Here is a 26,222-nt window from a genome sequence, read left to right as displayed (position 1 = left end):
TAGACCTTTTTGCGTCGTGGGCGTGGGACAAATTTGATTGGGGTAGGGACACGGCTGTTACGTTTTATTACGTGGCGGACATATCCCAGCAAGGTTGTTGCCATGCAGTGGGGCCTTATCGCCATCAATATGAAGGGAATATCAATTATGGCTGAACAACAGGGCTCCGGTTCAGCTTGACTTCGATATGTCCGCCGGAATAGCGCCTGTCATCCAACCAGGTATCTTCATTGCTCCAGTAAATATCCTTTTCGGGCTCCCAGATGTCCTCATGACCACCGACAAAGCGAAGGTCTTAAACTCCATCGATTCCAGTGCGACATTGCCGTTGAGAATGATCAGGTTGGCCCGCCATTCTCTGTTGGTCTGGCCCCTGCCAGCGCTGTGGTGAAACGGACATTTGTTTTCAGACATGGCGCAACCTCCTATTACTGATCGAGAAATAATCAAGGTGCTGCGGGTTGATTCAGCCTGTACACAGCGCAGTGATTACTTTATACGGCGGTTTTCATTGATCGTACAAACAAGTTAAATTTTATGTATAAATCTATTTTTACGATTAATATGCCTGGGGCATTGCAGAGATAAGAGACCCATCATTTTCCTAATGGCTTCTTGACAGGTTGTCTATTTTCCATTAGGTTCATTAAATACAATTTATCTATAAAACGAATACATTATTAATACATAATGCCAATATAGGGGTTGTCCTTGAAACGGGCTCTGTTACAGCAATGGCGCGCCCCGTTCGTCTGCTCGGCGGCCACTGCCGCCAAGCGACTGAAACAGGAGAGGATAAGTAGGCATCCATCATTTCCTTAATCGGCGAATAGCCAGCTTATCTTTTGGCATCAAAGCACCTGCTGCGCACAGAGTCTTAGGGGATTCATCCGGTTGGCTAACGACACGGCGGCAGCACTCCATACGCCTGGAGCCTACTTATCACGCGTACTGGGTTTTTTAGCCAAAATTCCTATAAAAGGAACATTATTAAGACCATTTAGTAATGAAATATTGATTATTTGGAGCCAATGCCTAGAAAAAATGGCAGATACTTGGCCGTTAAGACTGAATATAAAAAGCCGGTTATCGGGCGGATTTTAACTTCATTTTTTAATACTACGGATATCAACATGAGTCCCAAATACGTCAGCTCGATCAGAGAATCAGGCTTGACACCGCAAAACGCGGAGTACATCGATCAACTCTTCGAAGCCTTCAAACTGGACCCCAATAGCGTTCCGGTCGAATGGAAGTACTATTTCTATGGCTTTGACAATGCGCAGAAAACCAGCTTCGCGGAGGACTTCGGCCTCAATTCGGCGCAGTTCGAGCGAATCGGATCAAAGGAGATCACGGGTGCCGCCGAACGGTTGATTTCGGCCTATCGCTATCTGGGGCATCTCTATGGCAACGTGGACCCGCTATCCACCGCAACGGCGACAAAACCCGACGAGCTGAATCCGGGCTATTACGGGCTGGATGAACAAGCCCTGGAGATGGAGATCGATCATGTCAGTATCGATCCGATCAACAAGAGAAGCATCGGGGATATCGTTGAAATCCTCGACGCGGTTTATTGCGGCAGTCTCACCACCGAGTATCAGTACATCACCGATCCCGAACAGCGGCGCTGGATCGAGCAACGTCTGGAGTCGACGCATGGCGATTGGCAGGGACAACTGGATCCGGAATACAGAATCGGCATTCTCAAGGATCTGACCGCGGCAGAAGGGTTGGAGCAGTACCTGCACCGTAAATACATCGGACAGAAGCGCTTCTCCCTGGAGGGCGGGGATGCGTTGATCCCATTGCTGGACGAGGTTGTGCAGAGAGGAGGCACTCAGGGGATCTCCCATATTGTCATAGGTATGGCGCACCGGGGTCGCTTGAATGTACTGATTAACCTGATGGGGAAATCGCCACAGGAGCTGTTCGCTGAATTTGAAGGTCACTACGAGCCGGATCACTTCAGCGGTTCCGGCGATGTCAAATACCACCAGGGGTTCTACTCCAACATCCGGACGCCGAACGGACCGGTGCATGTTTCCCTTGCCTTCAATCCGTCTCACCTTGAAATTGTATCCCCGGTTGTAGAAGGCGGTGTGCGTGCGCGCCAGGATAAACTGGGTGAAGCCGGTAAGGAAAAGGTGCTGCCACTTCTTATCCACGGTGACGCCGCCTTCATCGGCCAGGGCGTCACCACCGAAACCCTGAACCTGTCGAAGACGCCCGGCTACCGGACCGGCGGAACCCTGCACGTGGTGGTCAACAACCAGATCGGCTTTACCACCAGTCTGCCGCTGGAAGCGCGCTCGACGCTGTATTGCACCGATGCGGCAAAACTTATTCAAGCCCCCGTTTTCCACGTCAACGGCGACGACCCGGATGCAGTGGTGTTCGTCACGCAGTTGGCGCTGGATTATCGGAATACCTTCAATAACGATGTCGTTATCGACCTGGTCTGTTATCGCCGGCAGGGGCACAACGAGGCGGATGAACCGATGGTCACCCAGCCCGCCATGTATCGCAAGATCCGTGAGATGGAAACCACCCGTGCGATCTACGCACGTCGCCTGATTCGACAGCAAATCATCGCTAGCGGCTATCCCGAACAGCTGAGCGATGAATACCGCAAGACGCTCGATGCAGGTCGTGTCACAGTCATGGAGTATCTTGATGGATCGCGCAGCGGATACGATTCCAATGATTGGAATCGCTTTATCGAGGCTGACCCGAAAGTCCGCGGCGAATTCCCGGTAGCCCTCTCCAAGCTGATCGAACTGGGTGAAAAGGCGACCGCAGTTCCCGAAGGGTTTACGCTACATGGGCGGGCCAACAAGGTGCTCGAGTCGCGCAGAAAAATGGTTGAGGGCGAACAGCCCCTGGATTGGGGTATGGCCGAAAACCTCGCCTTTGCCACCCTGCTGGACGAAGGCGCATCGGTACGTCTGTCGGGACAGGATTGCGGAAGGGGGACCTTCGCTCACCGTCATGCGGTGCTACATGATCAGGAAAACGACGAACATTTCATACCGCTTACCCAAATCAATGAAGCGGCGCGGTTCGAAGTCATTAACTCGATGTTGTCCGAGTTGGCGGTTTTGGCCTTTGAATATGGCTACGCCACCTCAAGCCCGAATACGTTGGTGATCTGGGAAGCGCAGTTCGGTGACTTCGCCAACTGTGCCCAGGTGGTCATTGACCAGTTCATCTCAAGCGGTTATCTGAAATGGGGCCGTTTCTGCCAGTTGACCCTGTTCCTGCCGCATGGTTTTGAAGGTCAGGGGCCGGAACATTCGTCGGCCCGTCTGGAGCGCTTTCTTCAGCTCTGTGCGGAGCTGAATATGCGGGTCTGGAATCCGACCACCCCGGCACAACTGTTTCATCTGCTCCGGGACCAGTACCATCGTGATTTTCGCCGTCCGTTGGTCGTTATGACGCCGAAAAGCCTGTTGCGCCATCCAATGGCGGTATCCTCGTTACAGGAACTGAGTGAAGGACGGTTGAAGCTGATCATCGAAGAGGTCGATGATATCGTCGACCACAATGTTCGTCGGGTTGTGTTATGTAGCGGCAAGGTCTATTTCGAACTCCTCAAGGCGAGACGTGTTAAAAATATTGATGACATCGCCATATTACGCGTCGAGCAGTTGTATCCATTTCCCCGGCGCACCCTGAAAGCACTACTCGAAAGCTACGTATCCATGTCAGAGCTGGTCTGGTGTCAGGAAGAGCCGCGTAACCAGGGTGCCTGGTATCAAATTCAGCATCATCTGCGGGTTAGTAAGCCCCGCCAGGTCGCGCTCGGTTATGCCGGTCGTGCACCCTCGGCCTCGCCGGCCTGCGGTAATGGACGGTTGCATCAGATTCAGCAGCAAGACCTGATCGAACACGCCCTATCGGAACAACCCGTGGATGACCCAGGGGAGCGCCTGGAAGACCGGGATATTCATTAAGTAGCAGTGTGAACGCTTTATTCGGTAAACTTGATATGCCGTAAAAGTCCGGTACAGCCATCATTTTTTATTGATCACTTGTCAATTGAATGATTCCAATCCTATTTTTTTATATGGCGCCATAGAAGGGAATTCAGCATGAGCAGACTTCTATTTGTACCCGCAGAACTTCTAATGAGCCGCCTAAACTATGTGGCCAAGTTTTCGCTAATCAGTATCCTGTTTCTGCTACCGATAGGCTTCTTAAGTTCGTTTGTAGTCAAAGAGCTCAATTCATCCCTTGCGGAAACCAGAGCCATTCGCGAAGGACTCCAGGCTTTAAATCAGTTCTACGATGTCTACTTGTCCATATCGGAATACCGTGACCTGAACACTGCACAAAAGATTAGCGGCTCCAAAAAGATGGATGACATCATGGAGTTGCAAGTATCGAAAGTACGCGATGCACTTCAAAAACAGAGTACCTTCAATCTAACGAGTGAGCGTTACAAAACCTGGTCTGAAGACGTATCAGCATTAGCGCAAGCCTGGGAGGGTCTGGTAAAAGAAAATTTCACCTCCCGTGTGCTTAACGAACAACTTCAAAATGATAGTAAAGGTGTTAATCAGGCGCTTTCACTACTCCGCTCTTTAGCTAGAAATAGCGGTCTGGCGCGAAACGAAAATGCGGCCATTTCGCTGACAGCAGATATTTTGGTTCATGAATATGCAGATTTAGCTAATGCCTTGGCAAACTTGCGCATGGTCGGTGTGATGGTAGGGGCCGATGGCTATACGTCATTCACCAATAAGGCACTTCTAGAGGATGGCATACAAACCCTGAAGCGTTCGCAACGGACATTTAGAGAATCAGCGACGAGCCTCTCTGACAGTGGGTTGGCAACGGGTAGACTCAATCAAGCTATCGATGACTCACTGGGGAATGTTGAGGCCTTTGTCAGCTATGTAGAAAATATCACTAAATCTCAAGGTACGCGTTTATCTGTTGCCCAGTTTCAGAAGGAGTCTGATGTATTCATAAAGGGTGCGCTCGCTATGCGTACACCAGCGGTCGAGCAGATTGAAGGGATTCTCGATGAACAGGCCGATACTCAATCTACCAAGCGTTTGGCGATCATCGCGTCACTCATTGCTTTGATTCTTTTGATCTTGTATCTGTACGCCGGATTCTACCGCTCCATCAAGCGCACGATAAGTTCGTTCGTTTCTGCTGTCAGTGAAGTTGCCAAGGGCAATATGACGGCGAAACTGGAATCCACATCCAAGGATGAGATGGGCACCCTTTGTGTTGAGTACAATACAATGGTTGATAAAATGCACCATTTGATTGCATCAACTTCGATGCACTCCGGCAAGGTGGCAACACAGGCCGAGGGGCTGCACAGGATTGTGGAAAGTAGCCAGAAAGAAATACTGGAGCAACAACAAGAGATCAACCGTGTCACACAAGCAATGAATGAGATGGGGCAGATCGTTGACTCGGTTTCACGTCAAATCCACTCTGCCACCCAATCCGCTGACGACGCCAGCCGCGACACGACTGCGGGTCGTGATCAGGTTGACTGCACCTTGGAGCAGATCACCCATTTGGCTAGCAATATCCAGAACTCAGTAGAGCTAACCGGTCGCATGAGGGCTGACAGCGACAACATCAGTCAAGTGCTGGATGTGATTAAAGGGATCGCTGAGCAAACTAACTTATTGGCACTAAATGCAGCTATTGAAGCGGCTCGGGCTGGTGATCAGGGGCGAGGTTTTGCCGTTGTCGCGGACGAGGTACGGACGCTGGCCGCCAGGACACAGGATAGCACCGAAGAGATTGCGGCGATGATCTCCAGTCTGCAAGAGGGGGTGCAACAAGCCGTGGATGCCATGGAAAGTAGTCAGGGTTTGGCAAGTAAAACTGTTGAGCAATCTGAGGGAGTTGGTGCAATGCTTGAGCGGATAGCCGCTTCAGTCGCCAATATTGCCGAGCTGAATCGCAGTATTGCAGAGGCATCCACTCAACAAAGCAGCGTAGCACGGAAGATCGAAGAGGAGATGGGCGCCATCAACCAGCGTAGTGAAACAACCGCCACCAATGGAAATGAGACTAAGCAGTCGGCCCAGCAGTTAGCGCAGGTGGCAGAAACGCTCAATCAGTTGATCCAGAGCTTCAGGCTATAGCGGCCGGTGGTTACGGCACTAGGCTAGGAAATTAAAAACATATAACCAAAAATGTGCCCTTCCTACCTGGCTGACCCACTATTGATTAAGTGACCGTTTACCGATGATCCGCAACCGCTCGGTGCTGTAGGCCGGGTTCGCTCATACCCAGGCGGCGGAATAGGAGTGACACAATGAAGATGCCGCCGGCGCCAGTGAGTCATTCGAGTCCTTGATAAAGAGATTAACCGTATCGATAGATGGCAGGCTCGGATTATTGACCAGCAGGCGGAATGGACAGAACGAAAACGGCTTCTTTACATGTTGATTTGGCGGCCATCTATCTGATGGTGGAGTTCGTACGAATGCCACAATTGCGATAAATAGAGCTACACCAATTGTGATACCAATTATAATTTGATAGATTTCCACGATACCTTGGTGATCTTTTTTTTATTCAGTTAGCAGTGTTATTCAGCGACACGGGTCGCCTATCGATAATTATAATGACCTGTTTATTATTCATATATCAAGGGTCGGAGTAATTGATTATTAGCTGATTGCCGATATCCCTTCGACTTTCGGTCTCCCCCTCTCCCAAATGAACTCATCCGACGATTAGCACCCTACTTGATTTGTTTCTTGAACCGCTCACTACCTAAACCCCAACCTTTGTTGGTGGCATCCCTGATCTCTTCCAGCGTACATTCCGCTATCCGGCCCCGAAACAAGGCACGATAAGCGGCCTGCCGTATTCACAAGGTCGCTGACACATCAGTTTGAGGCGCATTTAAACCTGATTTACTGAAAGTGCAAAGGTAAATTAGGGTGCCTTTAATGACTAAATCCAGGCATTTGGTGGGTATAAGGCCGCTATTCAGGGCATTTCAAACCGCGAAATATTAACAGAGCCCTAAATGCGACGTGGAGCGCCCGAAAATCGGCATCTATCGGCAGTCAGTTGAGTTCGATCATAGGTCTTATGAGCCTCTTGGAAGAGGTGTTGCATAGCCTTGTTGCTTGCAGGTGGTGTGCCGTTGTTCCATTCCCTTAGGGGTTCTTGAATCCGACTTCGGAGATAATCTTATGCGCGGTAGATTAAGTGCATTGGTCGTAGTGATATTCCTATTCTTGGGGTCGTTGAGTATTGCGGTGGCGGAAGAGTCGATCCGATTAACTTCTGGAGACTGGCCACCCTATACTTCGGAATTACTCAAACGAAACGGGATTGCCTCATATATTGTTAAGCAGGCCTTTGCACTACAGGGCGTGAATGTTGAGTTCGGATTCTTTGCCTGGCGGCGTGCACTGACCCTGGCCAGGGCGGGTTGGTGGCATGGTTCATCAGTCTGGAGTTGGTCGAAAGAGCGGGACGAAAACTTTTACTACAGCGAACCTGTACTCGAACCCAAGGACTACTTCTTTTATCTTAAATCGAGAGACTTTGATTGGGACTCATTTGATGACTTGGGAAATGAAACAATAGGCATCAGTGAGGGTTACTATTACGGCATACCTTTTGAAGAGGCTAAGAAGGCGGGAAAATTCAAAACGGAGGTGGGATCTTCGGATACGGTCAATCTGAAAAAACTACTGGATGGTAGGATCTCGCTGTTTGTGTGTGATCTGAATGTGGGATTGGCGGTGCTTTCTCGAGATCTTTTGCCGGCGGAACGGAAACGCATCACCTACCATCCGAAACACACCTCGCTTATGGCATACCATCTGGTGTTGTCAAAAAAAATTCCGGAAAATAAGGCGTTGATGGAAAAGTTCAATAATGGCTTGGCCGAGTTGAAACAGAGTGGAGCCTATGATCAGGCGTTCGAAGATTATCGAGGTGGGAAATATTAGGTACTCAGTGACGGCCGTAGAGCATATGCCATGGCGAGTCGGAAATGAGTTGATACATCCATGGCAAAAATTTTTAAGATGATTTATCCACATGCTGGACCGATTTGTTCATCGCCTTAAAGAATTTCGGTGGTATGGGTATTGGTTCGCCATTACTTTTCCAGTGATTGCTCTCCGCATAGGAGTCGATGACATTGATGCGCTTCAAGTCAAGCGGGTGGGATTGTAGGAACTCAAAGCTATCCTTTTCTCCCAACTTTTTGTGATAAGCCTGGATGACCCGAAACAGATCATCCGCACCCTGGGTGTGTCCGTAGATCTTATATACCGCTTCCAGTGCCTCGATATCGGCCGCTTGCTCCATCTCTCGACTGAAATGGAGCATGGTGTAGAGTCCGGTATTGCCTAATACATCCAGATCGCTCTGTCCCAGTACCAACGTCAGTACGGTGCTAATGGTCAAGCCCCGGCTTACGCTGACAATGGGGTCGCGGTGTTTGACGTGGGCTATCTCATGGGCAAGCAGCATTGCCAGGGCGTTTTCATTGGGCAACTTTTCGAGCAGGCCGCGGAATGCCACCACGTGGCCGCCGAGGGTGGCAAATGCGTTCACTGTGTCGTCACTGGAGTAGTGCAGGGTAATCTCCATTCCCTCGGGAAGCTCCATCGCTGTGACTACCTCTGCTTTGATTCGAGCGAGATAGTTATCAATTTCGGCATAGCGTGGTTCATCTACCGGAAATGAGGCAGTCAGTTTCTGCTCCATTTCGAAGGGGATGTATTGGGCAAGGAAGCCGGCAGATAGTCCGAGGACATAGAGCAGTAGGGCAATAAGCAGTAGCGCACCACCAAGTAGTACGGCCAGCTCCCGAAGGGGATGAACTTTGGTGGCGTTTATCCCTTCGGGAATTTCCCGATGCTCGAACTTCATGATCTATCTTGTGGACGCAGCAGGGCCGTGCCGTAGGCAAGCACTTCAACCGAGCCGATGGTGTTTTTACTCCCCTTGGATATGGATGCTGTCTCGTATTTCACATTAAAGATATATTCCGCCCCCATTGTCTTCGCCTGCTCTTTCATCCGCAGCAGGGATTCACGGCGGGCACGGTCAAGCAAGGTTTCATAAGAGGTAACCCGACCACCAAAAAGATTGCGCAGAGAAGCGATAAAGCGTTTGAAATAATCCACTGAGATTACCGTGCTACCCGTTACCAGGCACTGGTCCAGCCTTTTTCCCGGTGGCGGGAATCGGCTGGCAACCGTAGGCAACTCGCTAAGACCCTTCTCGCGCTCGATAATTGATTTGTAGTGGCGCTTTTCTGCGAACTGTCCGACCAGGTAGCCTAGTGTCATCAGAACGAGAAATACGATCAATTCAACCATGTCGCTTACTCCAGAATGACTGCCGAGCCATAGACATAAATCTCAGCAGCGCCTTGGGCGACCGATGAGGTGGAGAAGCGCACATTGAGTATCGCATTGGCACCTATCGCTTCCGCCTGTTGCTGCATTCGACCCATTGCCTCTTCACGAGACTCTTGTAACAATTCGGTGTATCCCTTCAGCTCTCCACCAAATATATTCTTTAAACTCGCCATAATGTCTCTACCGACATGTTTGGCGCGCACCGAGCTGCCTTGCACCAGACCCAGATGTTTCTGAATCTGCTTTCCTGGCAATATCTCCATATTACTGATTAACATTATTATTTCCTTTTTCTGTATGGCATAAGTTTATATTCCTTCCTGCAGACAGCATGGTGGCTGTGGTAAGGCTTGTCAGAGGAATGGTTTTGTAGTGATTTTCTTCACTGAAAAATAAAGTTTAAAGTTTAGTAACCTGCCTGATTGCTTTGTGAAATGATCCAGATTATCGATTTCTAATTATCTTCAAATGAATAACTCATTGTGTAAAGTAAATGATACGCAGTTGCTTGTGTTACTCAATATAAACATCGGCTAAGGTAAACAGAATATCATCGCTGATTCTTAACGCTCTGCTTTACTTCTTTTGATGGCTTTCATGATGCCGATAAGCAGTAGAGCGATAATGGGAGTTAGTATCACCACGTTAATGAAGGCTTGGCGAGCATATACCGAATCACCACCCAGTGCGGAAAAAACGATGTCATACAATGCAACGGAAGCCATTTGCCCATTGCCGCCGGGTGTATGGGTTGGCGTAAATATAAGGCATAGGCCAAAGGTACGAATCAGTATTTTCAGAGACATCGGTCGGGTGTGTTTTGTAGTGGGCCAGGTCACTGCCCAAATGCCCATTCCAGCTAAAGCAAAAGGAACGAGGAGGAAAGCCATAATAGGCGTAAAATCGGAGGCTGTGGATGTCGAAGAAAGTGCGATAAATACAGCCCCGAAAAGTACCTGCTTAGACGTAAACATTTCGTAACTCCCAATCATATTCAGGGTGCATCTACTAGGCCATGGGAAGTTCAGCTGACTATGCGAGGTGTCTGCAAGTTGTGGGTAACTCGGTGCTCTAACGACTCGGGTAAGTGGCGCGCGCTGTTTGCGCGTCCAAGCGTAGCGTGCTTGACCCATTTGTTAGGCTTTTTTTATGAGCCTTGCAAATGTTCATGGCATGAATTTTGTTCATTGGCTAATGCTTGCCCTATTTTTTCTAGCTCTGCTTCCCATTCTGCTTGTTTACCACCTAGTCTAGATGACATAAATGGTTGAAATATAATTAGCATTGTATGGAAACAAAGCAATATATCAACGAAAACACAGTGATACATATCCGAATTTTCGGGATAGTCAAAATACTTGAATATTAGTTTTCTTTTTTCTGAGTTTTCAATAGCGTAAACATCAATTCGATGCTCAAGAGCGCTAAAATCAGCATGAGAGCCATATTCACTGCATGTTTCATGCATTGGGATTAGTGTTTCTGCAAGAGGAAATAGCGAACTGTCTTTGTCTCTTGCTTTCTTGATATGTGTTTTAATGTTTTGAAATAGCCATTCTCTATTTAGATAAGCTTCTTCTGAAGTGGGATCTTCTAGAATTTTGTATGCAGTAAGACTTGCATCAATAGCTTTACGCAAAGAAGCGAGTCCTTCTGTGACATGAGACCTCAGAATACAACTAACAGAGAAATAGTAATGAAAATGTACAAATAGGTATAAGCTTGGAATAACTGCCTCAGAGTCTTTTACTTCAATATTTTTTAATGGAGTTTTGTAAAGACCATCGAGCATACTGAACACGTCAATGTCTAGTCTTAGATTAACTATAGATGCAAGGAGGTTGTATTCCTCTTTTGATAGATAATCTAAAAAATTAGTGTCATCTGGGTTCATAATTATTTTATAAGCCTAACATTTGATTACCCAGCATTCTTGCAGTGATAAGTGAGAAATACAGCAAGCACGCTCGGATGAGTGAGTTATGCGGCTTATTGTTCTATGCATTATCCTGCCTGTTTTTGTGCAGTCGTTTCGGCAAGGTAGCTGATTGGGTGGGATGTTCAGCTTCCTGCCGTGTGAGTGTTCCAATAACCACACACGTTACCAAAGTATAATATTAGAGGGAACTGGTTTCTCACGTGTCGGGTGTCAATAGGTGTTCGGTCTGGTATTAACCTGTGCAGTTACGGACTGAAAAAGGCCGGTGTCGGTTGGACAATACCGGCTTTTGTAGCGAAAGCGGGGTGAGGCCTTGAAATGGCAGTCGACAGCGTCGGTTTGGTGGTGTTGAGTCGACGTTTGTCTCAGCGGGTTGTCTCCGCTTCGGGTGGGGCCGCCCGGTGCTGGAGGCTTGGTTCGCTCATCCCCAGGCGGCGGAACAGGAGTGACACGATGACGATGCCGCCGGCGCCGGCCAGCATCAGCCAGCGCGTTTCTTGCCAGCCGCCGGTATAGGTGGCGAGCGCTGCCAGAGCCGGTGGACCCAACAACTGGCCCAAGTGCGAGCCCTGCACCATCATGCCGTTGACGGTGCCGATCTGGCCGCGGGTGGGCGCGACGGTGGGGGCGCCGGAGAGGGCCGCGCCGGGTGTCATACCGCCAAAGAAGGAGAACGCCAGGCAGAGCAGAAACCGGATCGGGTCGGCGAAGCCGTCGTTGAATAGTCCCAGCGCGGTCAGGGCGAGGCCGAAACCCGAGATCATCAATGCCGCCCAGCGCGCCACACCGCGGCGCAATAGCCAGCCTACTGCCAGGTTGCCGGGGATATTGGCAGCCACCACCAACGCCGTCAGTAGACCCGTCATCTGTAGCGACAGGCCGCGTTGCTCTACCAGGAAGCTGGGTAGCCAGGCCATCAGTGAGATCCACTGCAGGGTGTAGAAGCTGAAGGCAATGCTCAGCAGCCATGGACCCGGTGCCGCCAGGGTCAGCTGGATGTTTTCCAGCAGACCGTGCGCGGGCGGTTTGGCCGCCGTGCATGCTCGCTCGCTATCGCCCTCTTTCAACCACACCAGGAGTAGCCAGAGCAGCGAGAGAAGTGCGATCAGTAACCAGATCGCCCGCCAGCCCATGAGCGTGATCAGCAGCGGCGTGAAAACCATGGCGAGGGCCATGCCCGCCGGCATGTAGGTGGTCCAGATGCCGAGCGCCAGCTGCAGGTCTTTGAGAGCCGTGGCGCGCATGATCAGGACTGGCGCCGACACCGCTACGGCGATGAATCCGAAACCTTCGATGACGCGGCTGAGTAACAGCACTTCGCCGGAGCCGGCCAGGCCGCCGATCAGGCTGCCCAGGCCTAGGGTGCCAAGGCCCAGCATGGCCAGCTGCCTGGCCCCCAGGCGATCGGCGAGGGTGCCCGCAGCGATGCCGAATACCATGCCTGTCAGGCTGAACACTGACATGATCCAACCGGCTACGATCAGGCTGATCGGTATCTGGGTGCGGATCTCCGGTAATGCCGACGGGGCCTTGCCGTAATGTGCCGCGGCGATAATGCCGGCCGTCAGTGCGATGACAACGGCCCCCCAGTTGGTTTTTGATGGAAGCTCCATGAGCCCTCGCTATTCAGTGACTGTCGGCCGGCATTGTTACCGTGTGGAGGGCTATTCGCCGAACCGTTGCCTGATCTCCTCCGCCCGCAATCGCGCCCGAGTATAGCGCGACAGCGCCTTGACACCGGCACCACAGGAGCGGAATACACAGACGCCCCGGTCTTTCATCTCTGCTACCAAGGGTTCATAGAGTTCGCCGCCGTCGACGATACCGATCAGCGGTTTGTCCAGCGCGGCCACCATCTTCGGCATCTGGTGGGCGATGCTCTGCTCGTCGCTGATGTCATAACCGGGACGCAGCTTGTTTTCCACCAGGGTACGCATCACCGGTGACATGGGGTCGAGGCCCACCACCACGGCGTCGATGTGGGGATCCTGGGCCATCGCTTCGGCACACTGCAGGTGTGCTTCATCATCGGCGCCGGGGTTGATATCCATCGGGTTACGAATCTCCATCAGCGCATCCAGCCGCTTGGCTTTAAGGATCTCGCCGATGCGTGCTTCGGTTTCCGGGGAGAGGGCTGCCACGTCCAGTGAGAAGTTGTCGGTCTGGATGTTGTCGGCCATACCCACCGCTTCGAAACCGGCGCCGCTGACCGCCCCCAGGCGGTTGCCGCCGATAGTCTTGTCATGCAGGCAGTCGGCGATATAAAAGAGGTCGTTGAAGCGGTCGAAGTCGTCGCACACCATGCCGCCGGCCTGGGTGATGACCGCTTCCAGCAGGTCAAAGTCGCCGGCGATGGATGCCGTGTGGCCCAGTGTGGCATTAGCGCCCGCCACGGAGCGGCCGGCCTTGTAGAGCACCACCTGCTTGCCTTTCAGCACCGCCTTGCGGACCCCTTTGGCGAAGTGCAGTCCGTCCAGATCTCGGAATCCTTCGGCGTAGACGCCAATGGTATTAATGCCATCCAATTCGGCAAAGTAGTTGACCATGTCGCCGTGGGTCAGGTCGTTTTGATTGCCCAATGCCGTCATGTAGGCGGGGTCGAGCCAGGGGTTGTGGCTGATGCGGGTGATCATGAAGGCGCCGCTCTGGCTGATCAGCGCCGAGTTGCGCTCCGCCTTCCGCTGACCCTGTGGCAGGCGGTTTTTGGGGATGAACCAGGTGTCGTATTCACCGGGGTGGGAAACGATACCGAGACAGTTGCCGCCCAGGAACACCGGTCCGCCATCCTCGTTGCGGTGTGCGTCGTTGATGCGTTTCATCATCGCCGCCGCCTGTTCCCGGCTGGCGGCGGTTTCGCCCAGTCCGCCGGGGATCAACATGACTGCTTCGGCAGCGTGGGTAGCGATCACTTCATCCACCAGGTCGAACACCGCATCGGCCGCGATCGCCACCACGAACAGGTCCAGTTTGTGCTCCAGGGAAGCCAGGCTTTCGGCGCACTTCACGCCGTCGATCTCGGTTTCATTGGGACGAATGATGGTGATCTGCGACGCGGGGTAGCCGCTGGCCAGGATGTTCTTGAGGATGATGCGACCGAAGTTCATCTTGCTGCCGGAGACGCCGATGATGCCGATCGATTTGGGGTGCAGCATCTTGTGGATCTTGCCGGCCGGACGGGGTGCCGGTACGGGCGCCGGGCGGCTGAATGTACAGCTGCCGCTGTTGAAGGCGATCCGCTCGTCACTGAAGCTGAACGGATTGAGTTCCAGCCGATCCAGTACGAAGGGGGTTGCCGGATTTGTCGGTGCATAGTGTTGCGCGAGTTGAATAAAGGTGTCGAAACAGTCAGTCAATGTCTGTTCGGCGACCGCTCCTGCCAGTTGACGGTAGGCAATGGTCTGCTTGAATGCCTGCAACAGGTCGTCACCGTTGGTCAGTTCGGCGGCGGCACTGACGCCGCCCTGGCCTTTCTGCAGGGCGCCGGCCAACAGTGCGCCGGTTTCACCACCCAGCCCGACGCTGATCACCATGCCGAACTCGCGGGTGTTGGTCAGGGTGAGGGCGAGTTCAGTTCCGGCCATCGTCTTGCTGCCAGCCAGGGATAGACCGGCCATCTCCAACAGTTGTCTCAGGTCTGCCTTGGGCAGGCTCTGTTGACCGTTGCTGATCCGGGTTTGCAGCAGGGCGGTGATACCGTTCAGGTCGGGTGTGTTATTGCTCATAGTGTTGTGCTCTGTACTGAAGTAGTTATTAGTCGGTTCTGCGCCGGGGCGCCAAGCCGGTAAATCGGTCCCGGGCAGGCACAGGGGCCTGCCCCTGCGGTGGCTCAAATGCACTGGGGGGCGACGTTGAGCCGCGCAGGGCAGGGCGTATTACTTGCCACCCGTTGGTGGTTTGGCTCCGTCTCCTGGGTTTTATCAGTTGATCCCCTCATCCTGGCCTTCTCCCTGAGGGAGAAGGAATGAAATGTTCACGCGCGAACGGGTTGGTGATCGTGCCTCCTGTTTTCTCTTTATTAAACCCGCTCGATCACCACGGCGATGCCCTGACCGACGCCGATGCACATGGTGCAAAGTGCGTAGCGGCCGCCGCTGCGTTGCAACTGATAGGTGGCGGTGGTGAGCAGGCGGGCACCGCTCATGCCTAGCGGATGACCCAATGCGATGGCGCCACCATTGGGGTTGATGCGCTCATCGTCGTCGGCCAGTCCCAGGTGGCGGGTCACCGCTAGGGCCTGGGCGGCGAAGGCTTCGTTGAGTTCGATCACGGCCATGTCGTCCAGGCTCAGGTTGAGCCTGGCCAACAGCTTTTCGCTGGCGGGAGCCGGGCCAAAGCCCATGGTGCGCGGCGGCACACCGGCGGTGGCCATGCCGAGGATGCGGGCACGCGGCGTCAACCCCTGTTGCTTGGCCGCTTGCTCGGAGGCGAGTAGCAGGGCACAGGCGCCGTCATTGACCCCGGAGGCGTTGCCGGCGGTGACGCTGCCCTCGGGGTGGACGATGGGCCGCAGTTTGGCCAGCTGTTCGATTTGGGTCTGGGGACGGGCATGCTCGTCCCGGTCGAAGAGAATCGGATCGCCCTTGCGCTGCGGCAGGGTGACCGGGACGATCTCCTCGGCCAGGCGGCCGGCCTCCTGGGCGGCGCCGGTCAGCTGCTGGGAGCGCAGGGCAAAGGCGTCCTGGTCGGCGCGGCTGATACCAAACTCAACTGCCAGGTTCTCGGCGGTCTCCGGCATGGAGTCGACGCCGTACATCGCCCGCATCTTCGGGTTGACGAAACGCCAGCCGATGGTGGTGTCGTAGATCTCCGCCTGGCGGGAGAAGGCGCTCTCTGCCTTGCCCATGACGAAGGGGGCGCGGGACATCGATTCGACGCCACCGGCAATCATCAGTTGTGCTTCACCGCTCTTGATAGCGCGGGCGGCCGTGCCCACCGCGTCCATGCCGGAGCCGCACAGGCGGTTCAGGGTGGCGCCGGGTACCGCGTCGGGCAGGCCGGACAGCAGCGCGGTCATGCGCGCCACGTTACGGTTGTCTTCGCCGGCCTGGTTGGCGCAGCCGTAGATCAGATCGTCCAACTGATACCAGTCGATATCGGGATTGCGTTCCATCAGCGCCTGCACCGGCAGGGCTGCCAGGTCGTCGGTACGCAGGGTGGCCAAGCTACCGCCGTAGCGGCCGATTGGGGTGCGGATGGCATCGCAGATAAAGGCTTCGGGCATGGTTCTGATCCTTGTTTGAATAGTGGTTGTTCAATACAGTGCATCGCCGGTTAAGCAATTTTGTAGGATCGCAGGGTGACTGAGACGCCACCCGTCCTACGGTTTGATTCGTCGGGATCAGAAAGGAGGTGTGGGGAAAGGTAGGGATGGCCGGCAGCGCCGGCCAATCAGTGAAGCGAACCTGGACCGGTCAGTTGCCCTGCAGGTAGGGGGCGCACTGTTTGATCAATACATCGAGACTCTGCTCGACGCTCTGGCCCGAGGTCATGACCTCGAAATTGGCCAGCCGGTAATCCGCTTCGCGTTCATCCAGTATCAGTTTCAGGTCATCCATCGCCTGTTGGTTGCCGGCCATGGGACGCATGTCACCCTGTTCGATCACCCGGTTCATGTGATCCTCCGGCAAGGCGCGCACCCAGACGGTATAGAAGTGCTCGCGCAACACCCGGTAGGTTTCCGCCTCGGAGATCAGGCTGCCGCCGGTCTCCAGCACTACGTACCGGTAATCGGTGATGGTCTGCTGCAGCGCCTGCAGCTCCAGCCGCCGGTAGTTGCCCTGGCCGGTAAGGGAGATCAATTCACCCATGTCCATGCCTGCCAGTTGCGAGATCACATTCTGCATGCGGATGAACGGTACCTGGAAATGCTTTGCCAGCCGTTCGCCCAGGGTACTCTTGCCGCCGCCGCGCAGGCCGACCAAAGCCACCCCGCGATAGGCGCCCTGGCCCGGAGAAAAGGCGTTGCGTAACAGTTGGAACGCCTTCTCCTGTGCCTCGGGGGTGAAGGTTTCAATCAATTCACCCAAAGGCGGGTATTTGATGCAACTCTCCTCCTGCTCCGGCAGCAACGAGCCGATGCGTACCCCGAGTGCCTTGGCGATGCGCGACAACAGGGCCAGTGAAACATTGGCCGTGCCACGCTCCAACTGGGCCAGGTAACGCTCTGAGACGTCCGAATGAAAGGCGAGGTTTTTTCGTGTCAAGCCTCGCCGGGAGCGTACGGAACGCACGCGCGCCCCGACCACCTCTGTCAGCTCTTCAATGCTTACCTCATCCCCCGCGGGGGCGTTGACGATCTCAGTCATGCGCTCACATCCCTACTTGGACCTCTCTCCCGCCAGATATTAACATGATACTGATATTTGTACCTTTTCCACACCGCTTTCTGTCGTGTGCTACCCTCCCGCCAGCATCGGCACCAGACTCACCTCGTCGCCGTTGTGCAGGGCCAGGCCCTGTTCCGAGGCGACCACTAGGTGGTCGTTAATGGAAATACCGAACGAACTGTCGTCCAGCGCCTCGGCCGCTTGCGGCAGGCTGCTAATCAGGCGCTGTCGCAGTTCCTGGATATCCTTTACCGGCCGGTTGATGACCAGACTGTTGCGCTTCACTCCGGGCAACTGGGGCAGATTGACTGTCAGGCTGTAGCCGGTCAGTACCTGGGAGAGGCGGTTCCACCAGTCGCTGTTGGGCAGGCCGTCCGGCTCGAATCCGGAGATTTCGTAAAAACGCAATTTCAGCGCTTCGAACGCCTGCGGGTCGATCTTTTCGCCGCTAAAGGGTCCGGCGCTGTTGGGTTCTTCGAACCAGCGTCGGGGTAGGGTATCGTCGGCGTCGCCGAGGCCGCGCAGGGCGTTGATCATGCGCTCCAGCGCAATCACGTTACGGCCGCTGTTGAGCAAGTCGTCGCTGCTCATCTCGATCCCGGTCAGTAGCTTGAGCTGCTCGGCAAACTCCTCGGTGCCGGTCAGCGAGGGTGAGTTGAACAGCTTGGTGGTGAAACGGCACATACCCACTGAATCACCCACCGCGAAGGTGTCCTCACAGCGGCGTACCGCGTACTCCTTGCCGCCGTACTGATTGGGTTCGGCCGACACTTGGCCGCCATACAGGGCGGTCTTGAACTCGGCGTCGTCGTTGATGCGGGCGTTGATCTCCAGGGTAACCCGGTTGCGCAGGTGGTCCATGCCACGGGTAGCCACCGCCAGGCCCAGGGCAAACGCCTTGAGAATGCGGCTGTCGTGAGGGTCGGACTGAAACAGGCCCTTCACCGTCATCCGGTAATCCAACGCCTCGGGCGGGTACTTGCCGGTGGCCACCGCCTGGCTGGAATCGGCCACCACATCGCCGAAACCTTCGCGTTTGGCCAGCATGAACAGTAGCTTTTCCACCACTTCGTAGTTGCCCCAACTGAGGTCGAGACCGCCGGTGGCGGTGGTGTCGATGATGCCGCGCTGAAACAGTTCCATAGCCCAGCCGATGGCGCCACCGGTGCCGGAGGAGTCGAGCCCCAGGTCGTTAAGGATATTGTTCAGGCGCAGCACCTGTTCAGGTGCCTTAATGCCGATGTTGGGGCCGAACTTGCCGACGGTGACATACTCCGGGCCGTCGCCCTTGTCGTAGCGGTCGAACACGCCGTCACCCTTAATGCCCTGATAGCTGGCGTGATGCTCGTGCTGTACTTCGGCCTGGGCGGTGTCGTAGCTGGCGTTGCCGGTGACGCCTTTCAATGCATTGGCACCGAAGCCGCCGCTGGCACCGGGGGTCATGTCGTTGAGCGGCCGGCACTTCACCGGGCACTTGTAGCAGCCGTCCATACCGGTGCGGTAGACGTCGAAGTTGTCGGCGTCCAGATCTTCGACCCAGGTGTTCTCCTGGTTGTTTTTGGTGCCGATAGCTCCGAGGATGCGGCTCGGCTTGTACAGGAACGGTGTGCCGACGGTCTTCAGCGCGTTGTGTATCACGCTGGTGCCGATCACTTTGTTGCTGATCTCCTTGGCGCCCAGTTTGAACTCCTTGGACGAGGCGATCTTGCCCGGTGCGCCGTCGATCATGATCGCTTTCAATCCCAGCGATCCCATCTTGGCGCCAGCGCCGCCGCGCGCCCAGATCGCCTTGATGCCGCCCATGATACCGGCGCTGAGCACTTGGTTTTCGCCGGCGCTGGTGATGCGTGCCAGCGCCATGTCTTTGCGTTCGGTACGTTCGAAATCGCGCTCGATGGCTTCGGTGACATCCAGGTTATTCATGCCCAGGTAAGGCGTGGCGTCCAGGAATTGCACGTCTTCAAAGGATATCTTCAGCAGCGTCCATTGCGGGTGGCGTCCATACAGCACCAGGTGGTCGTAACCGTGGTGGCGCATAAAAGCAGGGAAATAGTCGCCGGCATTGCTGTCGAGGATCGCGTCACTCTCCGGCGAAAGGCTGGTGACGTTGCCGCGGGTGGCGGAAGCCATGTAGCCGGTAAAGATGCCGCTGCCGAAAATCAGCGGAACTTCCGGATCGAGCGGTTCCGCGTTGTTGCCGGAAAGCAGGTTATAGAGCAGGAACATATTGGCGCCCCGGCCACTCAGGAAGGTGGTCGTTACCGCCTTCGGCAGGTACGCCTTGCGGTGGGTGCGTTGCTCCAGATCGACAAACAGCACAGCGCCTTGAGTAGGATACTGCGGCGCATCCAGCATACGACTCAGCAGTGCATCAACGCGATCTCGGATAGTCATAGGGTTTCCTCTTTCATGTTCTCTCTGCCAGTGTCCACAGGCGGGTCGGGCGTGCTCGGGCCTCCTGGCCCGACACGTCCTCACCCTGTATAACTCCCTTTGCCGGAAGCCGCTTCATCGTGTTCCGGGGTCGTGCCCCGTGTGCTACTTCTGCTCGAACAGATTACAGCCGAACTCGCCGCGGGTCTGGATCTCGGCAAATTCATCGTCGGTGCGTATCAGGGCGCGCAACGGATTGGCGCGCATCTGATCGAACAGTTCACAGAGACCGAAGCCCTCTTGTTCGTGCTCGTTGCGCAGGACGACATTTTCCTCGAATCGCCAGTGGCTGCAGTCGTTGCAAAAGCCCACGATAACCTCCTCGGTTTAGTTCTTTCCATAATGTTTTATACTCTCGCCAAGACGCAAAGAACGCCAAGGAAAACGGAGTTATCTACTTAAATTCGGTTTCCTACCGTCTTTGTACTCTTTGCGTTCTTTGCGAGAAAAATGCCTTCTCTCCATCATCACCAGCTCTGCAGACGAACTGCTTATTTCTTGCGCAGGTCGCGTACCCGAACGGCCTTGCCCTGGGAGCGCGGCACCTCGCCGGTACCCAGTACGTTGACCGTGCAGGTCACACCGATCAGCGACTTGATGTGGTGTTTCACTTCCGCTCCCAGGGCTTGCTTGTCACCGTTGAAATCGGCTTCCGCCTCGATGTCCACGGTCAGGGTGTCCAATACCCCTTCGCGTTGGATAACCAGTTGGTAATGCGGAGCGACACCGGCGATGCCGACCAGGACCGATTCGATCTGCGACGGATAGACGTTGACACCACGGATAATCATCATGTCGTCGTTGCGGCCGGCGACGCGCAGGATACGCACATGAGAGCGGCCGCAGGCGCAGGGTTCATCGGTCAGGCGGGTGATGTCGTGCGTGCGATAACGGATGATCGGTAGCGCCTCTTTGGTCAGGGTGGTGATCACCAGTTCGCCCACCTCGCCGTAAGACAGCGGTTGCAGTGTGTCGGGATCGATAATCTCGAACAAGAAGTGATCTTCCCAGCCGTGCAGGCCATTCTGTTCAGGGCATTCGCAAGCCACGCCCGGCCCCATGATCTCGGATAGGCCGTAGATATCCATCGCTTTCAGGCCGAGCTGTTTTTCCAGCTCGCCGCGCATCTCATCGCTCCAGGGCTCGGCGCCGAACAGGCCGATACGTAGCGGACCGGATGCCAGATCGACCCCTTCGCTCTTGGCTACTTCGGCGATGTTCAGCGCGTAAGAGGGGGTGGAGAAGAGTACGTGAGAGCCGAAGTCCTTCATGACGGCGATCTGCTTTTCGGTGTTGCCGCCGGACATGGGGGTGACGGTACATTTCAACCTTTCGGCGCCGTAATGGGCACCCAGTCCGCCGGTGAACAGGCCGTAGCCAAAGGCGTTGTGCACGATATCGCCGGGACGGGCGCCGGCGCAGGAGATACTGCGCGCCATCAGATCGGCCCAGTTGTTGATGTCGCCTTCGGTGTAGCCGACCACGGTCGGCTTGCCGGTGGTACCGGACGAGGCGTGCAGGCGAGTGATCTGTTCGCGGGGAACGGCGAACATGTTGAACGGATAGGCGTCACGCAGATCGTTCTTCACGGTAAAGGGGAATTTGGCCAGATCTTCCAGCGTTTCCAGATCGTGCGGCTTCACCCCTTGGGCATCGAACGCTTCGCGATAGTGCGGCACATTGTCATAGGCGTGCTGCAGGCGTTTTTTAAGCCGTTGCAGCTGCAGTGACAATAGCTGCTCGCGCGGCATGCACTCGGCTTCGGCATCAAAGTAATATTTATCGGCACCAATATTCGACATGGTGTCACACTCCTCAAGTCTATTTTTTAGTTTAATCCGGCAAAGCGTTTCAGTGTTTTTACCCGCTCATTCACCTGTTCCTGGATATACGCCAACTGCTCCTTGTCGACGTGGCGGTATTTGCCGCTCAGATTCAGATAGGCCTCGACCGGTAGAGGGTTATCGATGGGATGGGTAAAGTGCAATTCACCACCCCGTTCATATTCCCAGAGCGGCGCGAAATTGGTCTCTACGCCCTTGCGACATACCTCGATGGTCTGGGACGAGGGGAAACGCCAACCGGTGGGGCAGGGGGAGTAGATGTGCAGATAGGCGAATCCGCGTTCGGAGGCGGCCAGCGCCTTGTCCAGCTTTTCGTAATAGTCTTCGACAAAGGCGGTGGAGGCGGTGGCTACGTACTCGCAGTTGTGGTTCATCATGATCATGGCGAGATTTTTCTGCCCCGTGCGCTTCCCCTTCATCTGCGTGCCCACCGGTGTGGTGGTGGTCCAGGAGCCGTAAGAGGTGCTGCCGGAGGCCTGCATGCCGGTATTCATGTAACCTTCGTTGTCGACGCAGATGAACAGGATCTGATCATTGCGTTCCGCCGCGCCGGAGAGCGACTGGAAGCCCACGTCGCCGGCCCCGCCGTCACCGGCCAGGGCCATGGCGGTAACGTTGCGCCCCATGCGGTTGTACTGCTTTTTCAGGCCGGCCAGCATCGAGGCGGTATTGGTCAACAGCGGATGGAACACCGGCACCTTGGTACCGGTGGTGCCGTTGAAGCCGACCGAGCCCATGCCGGGGATACAGCCGGGCGGGGTGGCCAGCACCGTGTCCGGTCCCACCTTGCGCAGCGAATGGCGCATGATCATTTCGGAGTTGCAGCCCTGGCAGGCGGAGAGCCCGGGCACAAACAGATCTTCCCGTTCATGCTGTTCGTTGAAGATGCTGGCCGAGGTGATGTAGGTCAGCGCGCCCGTCGGACACGCCTTGACGCAAGCCGGGTCGCCGTCGCAATGGTCACACTTGGCTACATGTTTCAGTTCGGCATTGTAGGTGATGCCGCCGTAGGTGCAGCCGACGGTGCAGAGCAGACAGTCGACGCAGAGACTCTCTTCCCAGTCGATCAGGCCGGTTTCGGCATTTTTGCTCAGGGCGGTCGAAGGACAACTCTTGACGCACTCCGGGTCACCGCACTGGCGACACAGTGCCAGTTCGGGAGGGTTGCCGTTAAAGCCGGCGACGATCTTGATACGCGAATATTGCGGATCATCGCTGCCCGCCTTGATCTGCGAACAAGCCGTGATGCAGGCGTCGCAGTCATTGCACAGTTCGCAACGGGACGGGTCGAAGGCGATGGTGTTATAGGCGGTCATGCGTTGTTCTCCCGTTATCGCCAGCTGCTGGACATGAGGGCGCGGCCGGTTTCCAGGGGCCGGGCGATAAAGGCGTCTTTTACCGGGGTGAGATCGATCTTGCGCAGGATCAGTTGCCACATGATGCCGGCATCCATCTCTTGGTTGATGCTGGAGATACCCTGCAGTCGGTTATCCTTGAGCAGGATCTTCAGATAGCCGTTGTTCTCTTCGTCCACCCGGGTCTGCTCTTCCAGTTGGTCGTCGTTCATACTCTGGCCGACCGAGATCGCCTGCTGGCCAAAGAAGGTGTACGTATTGATCGGCACGCCGCCGACGTAGGGTTTCAAGGCGTCATCCTCGGCCATGTCCATAGCGGCCACGGCGCCCTGGGTGACGGCATCCGGCAGGATGCCCATCATCACCTGGCCCTCGCCGTAAAAGTCGGCGGCCTGGGCCACGTCGCCGGCGGCCCAGATATGCGGTGCGTCGGTGCGCATCCGGCGATCCACCAGGATGCCCTGGTCCACCTGCACCGAGGTGCCCTTGAGGTAATCCAGTTGCGGTTTCACGCCGGTGGCTACCAGCAGCAGGTCGGCGCGCAGGCTGTCGCCGTTCTCCAACATCACCTGACACCCTTCGCCGTCCGGTTTTACTTCCACCACCCGGCTACCCGTCACCATCAGGATGCCGTTGTCGTTGAAGGCTCGCTCGATCACCGAGGCGGCGCGCGGGTCGAAATAGCCCGGCAGCACCTGGTCGCACATCTCCACAATGGTGACATCGAGACCGGCGTGGCGCAGATTCTCGGCGCCGTGCATACCGATTAGGCCGGCACCCAACACCACGGCGCGCTTGGCCTGGCCGGCGTGGTCGCGCAGGTCGATGGCGTGCTGCATGGTGCGCAGTACGTGGAACGGTGTTTCGCTAAGTCCCGGAATCGGCGGGACGATCGGATCGGCGCCGGTGGCCAGTAGCAGTTTTTCATACTGCCACTGCGCGCCGGACTTCAGCGTGGCGATGTGCTGGGTTTCATCGATAGCGGTTAGCTCATTGTCACTGACCAGATTGACTTGGTGCTGTTCGAACCAGTCGGCTTGGCGCAGTACCACCCGCTGCGGCTCGCTCTGGCCCGACACCACGTAGGGCAGGATAGTGGGCGAATAGGGCGGATGGGCGTCGCGGGTCACCACGGTAATGGGCGACGTCTCATCCACCAGGCGGATTCGATGGACCGCTTCCAGGCCGGCATGGCTGGCACCGGCGATGAGATAGTGGGTCTTGTTCATCGGGCGCTCCTCAATCGTTCTCGTTCAGCCACACCGGGCCGTCGAATTCCGTACCGGCCATCAGCTGTGCCGTGCGCTCGATGGCACGGGCGAAGTGGCCCTCGGTCAAGTCGGCACCGGCCAATCCACCGATGAAAGAGCCGGCGGCAATCGGTTTGCTGGTGCGATAGAGACAGCTCAATACCTCTTGGTAGAGCGGTCCGCAGTTCCAGCCGTAGTGCACCGAGCGGTCGATCACGCCGACTGCCTCGACTCTCTTCAGGGCGCGGGTCATCGCCGCCACCGGGAACGGACGGAAGGTCTTAATCTTGATCAGGCCGACCCGTTCGCCACGCAGGCGGGCGCTGTCCACGGCGTCCTTGGCGGCACCGGTCATGGAGCCGATGGTGACCAGGGCGTAATCGGCGTCATCCAGGCGGTACTCTTCCACCAGCGGGGCGTAGTCACGGCCGAAGATTTCCGCCCAGTCACTGTGCGCCTGTTCGATCACGCCGAGTGCATTCTGCATCCCTTCGCAAAGACCCTGGCGATAGGCGACAAACTTGCTCGGTCCGGGACCGCCCGATCCACCGGTGAGGGGATCGACCGCCATCGGCCGCAGCGGGTCCAGCGCCACGTGCCAGTTGATGTTCTTCTCGCCCAGGTAGTCATCCACGGCGGACTGTTCCGGCACGTCCACCTGGGTGACGCCGTAAGAGAGATAGTTGCCGTCGTGACAGATGTTGACCGGCAGCATCACGTCATGATGTTCGGCGATGCGGTAGGCCATGACGGTGGTGTCCAGCACCTCTTGCACGGTTTCGCAGTAGATCTGTATCCAGCCGGTCTCCTTCATGGTCATGGCGTCCTGCTGGCCGCCCCACACGCACTGCGGGGTGATGCCGTCGCGCGTTACCAGGGAGGCGACGATCGGCAGGCGCATGCCCGGCGTGCGCCAGTAGGGTTCGAACATGAAGGCGAGACCCGGACCGCATGTCGCGGTATAGGTGCGGCCGCCGGCCAGGGCGGCGCCGTGCAGGGCGGAGAGCACACTGTGCTCGCCTTCCACATTCATCAGCTCGGCCTCGATCTTGCCGTCGGCAATGAACTGGGAGACGTACTCCACCAGCGAAGACTGCGGGGTGATCGGATACACCGCCACCAGATCGGGGCGGGCCAGGGCCACCGCCCAGGCGGCTGCCTCGTTGCCATCGCAGACAATGGACTGGGCGCAGCCGGGGTGTTTCATTTTCAGCGCGGGCGAGGCCATTATTTAATCTCCTCAATCATCTCGATGGCGCGGTGCGGGCACTCCACGGCGCAGATCCCGCAACCCTTGCAGGTGTCATAGTTGATGTCGAACCAGGCCGGCTTTTCGACGATGCACTGCACCGGGCAAAAAATCCAACAGATGGCGCATTTGACGCATTTGGCGCGGTCCACCACCGGCCGTTCGGCGCGCCAGTCGCCCGGCAGCATACCGTTTTCAATAATGGCGACCGGGCAGAGGTTGTCCGGTACCTGGCTCATGTCGGGCCTTGGATGGGCTTTCATTTTTTGGCTCATTCGCAGAATCCTCTGATGGGTACATCGCTTGCGACAAGCGCCAAATGTGTGGTGTGGCGGCAAGCGTAATGGCAGCGATGCGCATTTTTCAGACCGTTATTTAACGGAGCAGATCTTTTGTATTCTCGCCAAGACGCAAAGCACGCCAAGGAAAACGGAATTCTTCGT

Annotated in this window: 20 protein-coding genes; 3 read left to right on the top strand and 17 right to left on the bottom strand. The window is 55.7% G+C overall.

What is annotated here, in order from left to right:
- Positions 1-171: 171 nt before the first annotated feature.
- Positions 172-414: a hypothetical protein gene (locus tag ACQY5R_RS13150; RefSeq protein WP_428609231.1), complete on the bottom strand. Its 243-nt coding sequence runs from the start codon at positions 412-414 to the stop codon at positions 172-174.
- A gap of 719 nt (positions 415-1,133) precedes the next feature.
- Between ACQY5R_RS13150 and ACQY5R_RS13145 the strand changes: the two genes are divergently transcribed.
- The 3 genes from ACQY5R_RS13145 (at position 1,134) to ACQY5R_RS13135 (ending at position 7,958) form a co-directional block, all read left to right on the top strand.
- Positions 1,134-3,959: a 2-oxoglutarate dehydrogenase E1 component gene (locus ACQY5R_RS13145; protein WP_428609228.1), complete on the top strand. Its 2,826-nt coding sequence runs from the start codon at positions 1,134-1,136 to the stop codon at positions 3,957-3,959.
- A gap of 138 nt (positions 3,960-4,097) precedes the next feature.
- Positions 4,098-6,125, top strand: coding sequence for a methyl-accepting chemotaxis protein (locus ACQY5R_RS13140; protein ID WP_428609225.1), 2,028 nt, complete (start codon positions 4,098-4,100; stop codon positions 6,123-6,125).
- Between the two features lie 1,065 nt (positions 6,126-7,190).
- Positions 7,191-7,958: a substrate-binding periplasmic protein gene (locus ACQY5R_RS13135; protein ID WP_428609222.1), complete on the top strand. Its 768-nt coding sequence runs from the start codon at positions 7,191-7,193 to the stop codon at positions 7,956-7,958.
- 73 nt (positions 7,959-8,031) lie between these two features.
- Here the strand turns inward: ACQY5R_RS13135 and ACQY5R_RS13130 are convergent, their stop codons facing one another.
- From ACQY5R_RS13130 to padF, 16 genes are all read right to left on the bottom strand, one after another.
- Positions 8,032-8,889, bottom strand: coding sequence for a M48 family metallopeptidase (locus ACQY5R_RS13130; protein WP_428609219.1), 858 nt, complete (start codon positions 8,887-8,889; stop codon positions 8,032-8,034).
- On the bottom strand, positions 8,886-9,341 hold the full coding sequence (locus ACQY5R_RS13125) for a YbjQ family protein (protein WP_428609217.1): 456 nt from the start codon (positions 9,339-9,341) through the stop codon (positions 8,886-8,888). The genes ACQY5R_RS13130 and ACQY5R_RS13125 overlap by 4 nt, the downstream gene beginning before the upstream one ends.
- Positions 9,342-9,346: 5 nt before the next feature.
- Positions 9,347-9,661 (bottom strand): YbjQ family protein, encoded by a 315-nt coding sequence (locus ACQY5R_RS13120; RefSeq protein WP_428609214.1) that lies wholly within the window; start codon positions 9,659-9,661, stop codon positions 9,347-9,349.
- A gap of 285 nt (positions 9,662-9,946) precedes the next feature.
- A complete protein-coding gene (locus ACQY5R_RS13115) occupies positions 9,947-10,357 on the bottom strand; it encodes a hypothetical protein (protein WP_428609212.1) in 411 nt (136 codons plus the stop codon).
- A 173-nt stretch (positions 10,358-10,530) separates the two neighbouring features.
- A complete protein-coding gene (locus tag ACQY5R_RS13110) occupies positions 10,531-11,277 on the bottom strand; it encodes a hypothetical protein (RefSeq protein WP_428609210.1) in 747 nt (248 codons plus the stop codon).
- Positions 11,278-11,687: 410 nt separating this feature from the next.
- The gene (locus ACQY5R_RS13105; RefSeq protein ID WP_428609207.1) at positions 11,688-12,935 is read right to left on the bottom strand and encodes a CynX/NimT family MFS transporter; all 1,248 of its coding nucleotides are present in this window, start codon (positions 12,933-12,935) and stop codon (positions 11,688-11,690) included.
- A 51-nt stretch (positions 12,936-12,986) separates the two neighbouring features.
- The gene (locus ACQY5R_RS13100) at positions 12,987-15,044 is read right to left on the bottom strand and encodes a CoA-binding protein (RefSeq protein WP_428609204.1); all 2,058 of its coding nucleotides are present in this window, start codon (positions 15,042-15,044) and stop codon (positions 12,987-12,989) included.
- Positions 15,045-15,337: 293 nt separating this feature from the next.
- On the bottom strand, positions 15,338-16,543 hold the full coding sequence (gene pcaF / locus ACQY5R_RS13095; RefSeq protein ID WP_428609202.1) for a 3-oxoadipyl-CoA thiolase: 1,206 nt from the start codon (positions 16,541-16,543) through the stop codon (positions 15,338-15,340).
- Between the two features lie 190 nt (positions 16,544-16,733).
- Entirely contained in the window at positions 16,734-17,627 is an 894-nt protein-coding gene (locus tag ACQY5R_RS13090; RefSeq protein ID WP_428609200.1) for a helix-turn-helix transcriptional regulator, read from the bottom strand.
- Positions 17,628-17,717: 90 nt separating this feature from the next.
- A complete protein-coding gene (locus ACQY5R_RS13085; protein ID WP_428609197.1) occupies positions 17,718-20,042 on the bottom strand; it encodes an aldehyde ferredoxin oxidoreductase C-terminal domain-containing protein in 2,325 nt (774 codons plus the stop codon).
- Between the two features lie 144 nt (positions 20,043-20,186).
- Positions 20,187-20,393 (bottom strand): hypothetical protein, encoded by a 207-nt coding sequence (locus tag ACQY5R_RS13080; RefSeq protein WP_428609194.1) that lies wholly within the window; start codon positions 20,391-20,393, stop codon positions 20,187-20,189.
- 179 nt (positions 20,394-20,572) lie between these two features.
- The gene (locus ACQY5R_RS13075) at positions 20,573-21,883 is read right to left on the bottom strand and encodes a phenylacetate--CoA ligase family protein (RefSeq protein ID WP_428609191.1); all 1,311 of its coding nucleotides are present in this window, start codon (positions 21,881-21,883) and stop codon (positions 20,573-20,575) included.
- 26 nt (positions 21,884-21,909) lie between these two features.
- Positions 21,910-23,241 carry an NADH-dependent phenylglyoxylate dehydrogenase subunit beta gene (gene padI / locus ACQY5R_RS13070; protein ID WP_428609189.1) on the bottom strand — a complete coding sequence of 444 codons (1,332 nt, stop codon included), beginning with the start codon at positions 23,239-23,241 and terminating at the stop codon, positions 21,910-21,912.
- Between the two features lie 14 nt (positions 23,242-23,255).
- Positions 23,256-24,509, bottom strand: coding sequence for an NADH-dependent phenylglyoxylate dehydrogenase subunit epsilon (gene padH, locus ACQY5R_RS13065; RefSeq protein ID WP_428609186.1), 1,254 nt, complete (start codon positions 24,507-24,509; stop codon positions 23,256-23,258).
- A gap of 10 nt (positions 24,510-24,519) precedes the next feature.
- Complete coding sequence (gene padG / locus ACQY5R_RS13060) at positions 24,520-25,758, bottom strand: NADH-dependent phenylglyoxylate dehydrogenase subunit alpha (RefSeq protein WP_428609183.1); 1,239 nt, start codon at positions 25,756-25,758, stop codon at positions 24,520-24,522.
- A complete protein-coding gene (padF, locus tag ACQY5R_RS13055; protein ID WP_428609180.1) occupies positions 25,758-26,054 on the bottom strand; it encodes an NADH-dependent phenylglyoxylate dehydrogenase subunit delta in 297 nt (98 codons plus the stop codon). The genes padG and padF overlap by 1 nt, the downstream gene beginning before the upstream one ends.
- Positions 26,055-26,222: the final 168 nt, after the last annotated feature.

The organism is Sedimenticola sp. (genome assembly GCF_050289425.1).
Taxonomy (GTDB): Bacteria; Pseudomonadota; Gammaproteobacteria; order Chromatiales; family Chromatiaceae; genus Sedimenticola.
The sequence above is the reverse complement of the archived record's forward strand: the minus strand, read 5'-3'. Positions and strand labels throughout refer to the sequence as shown.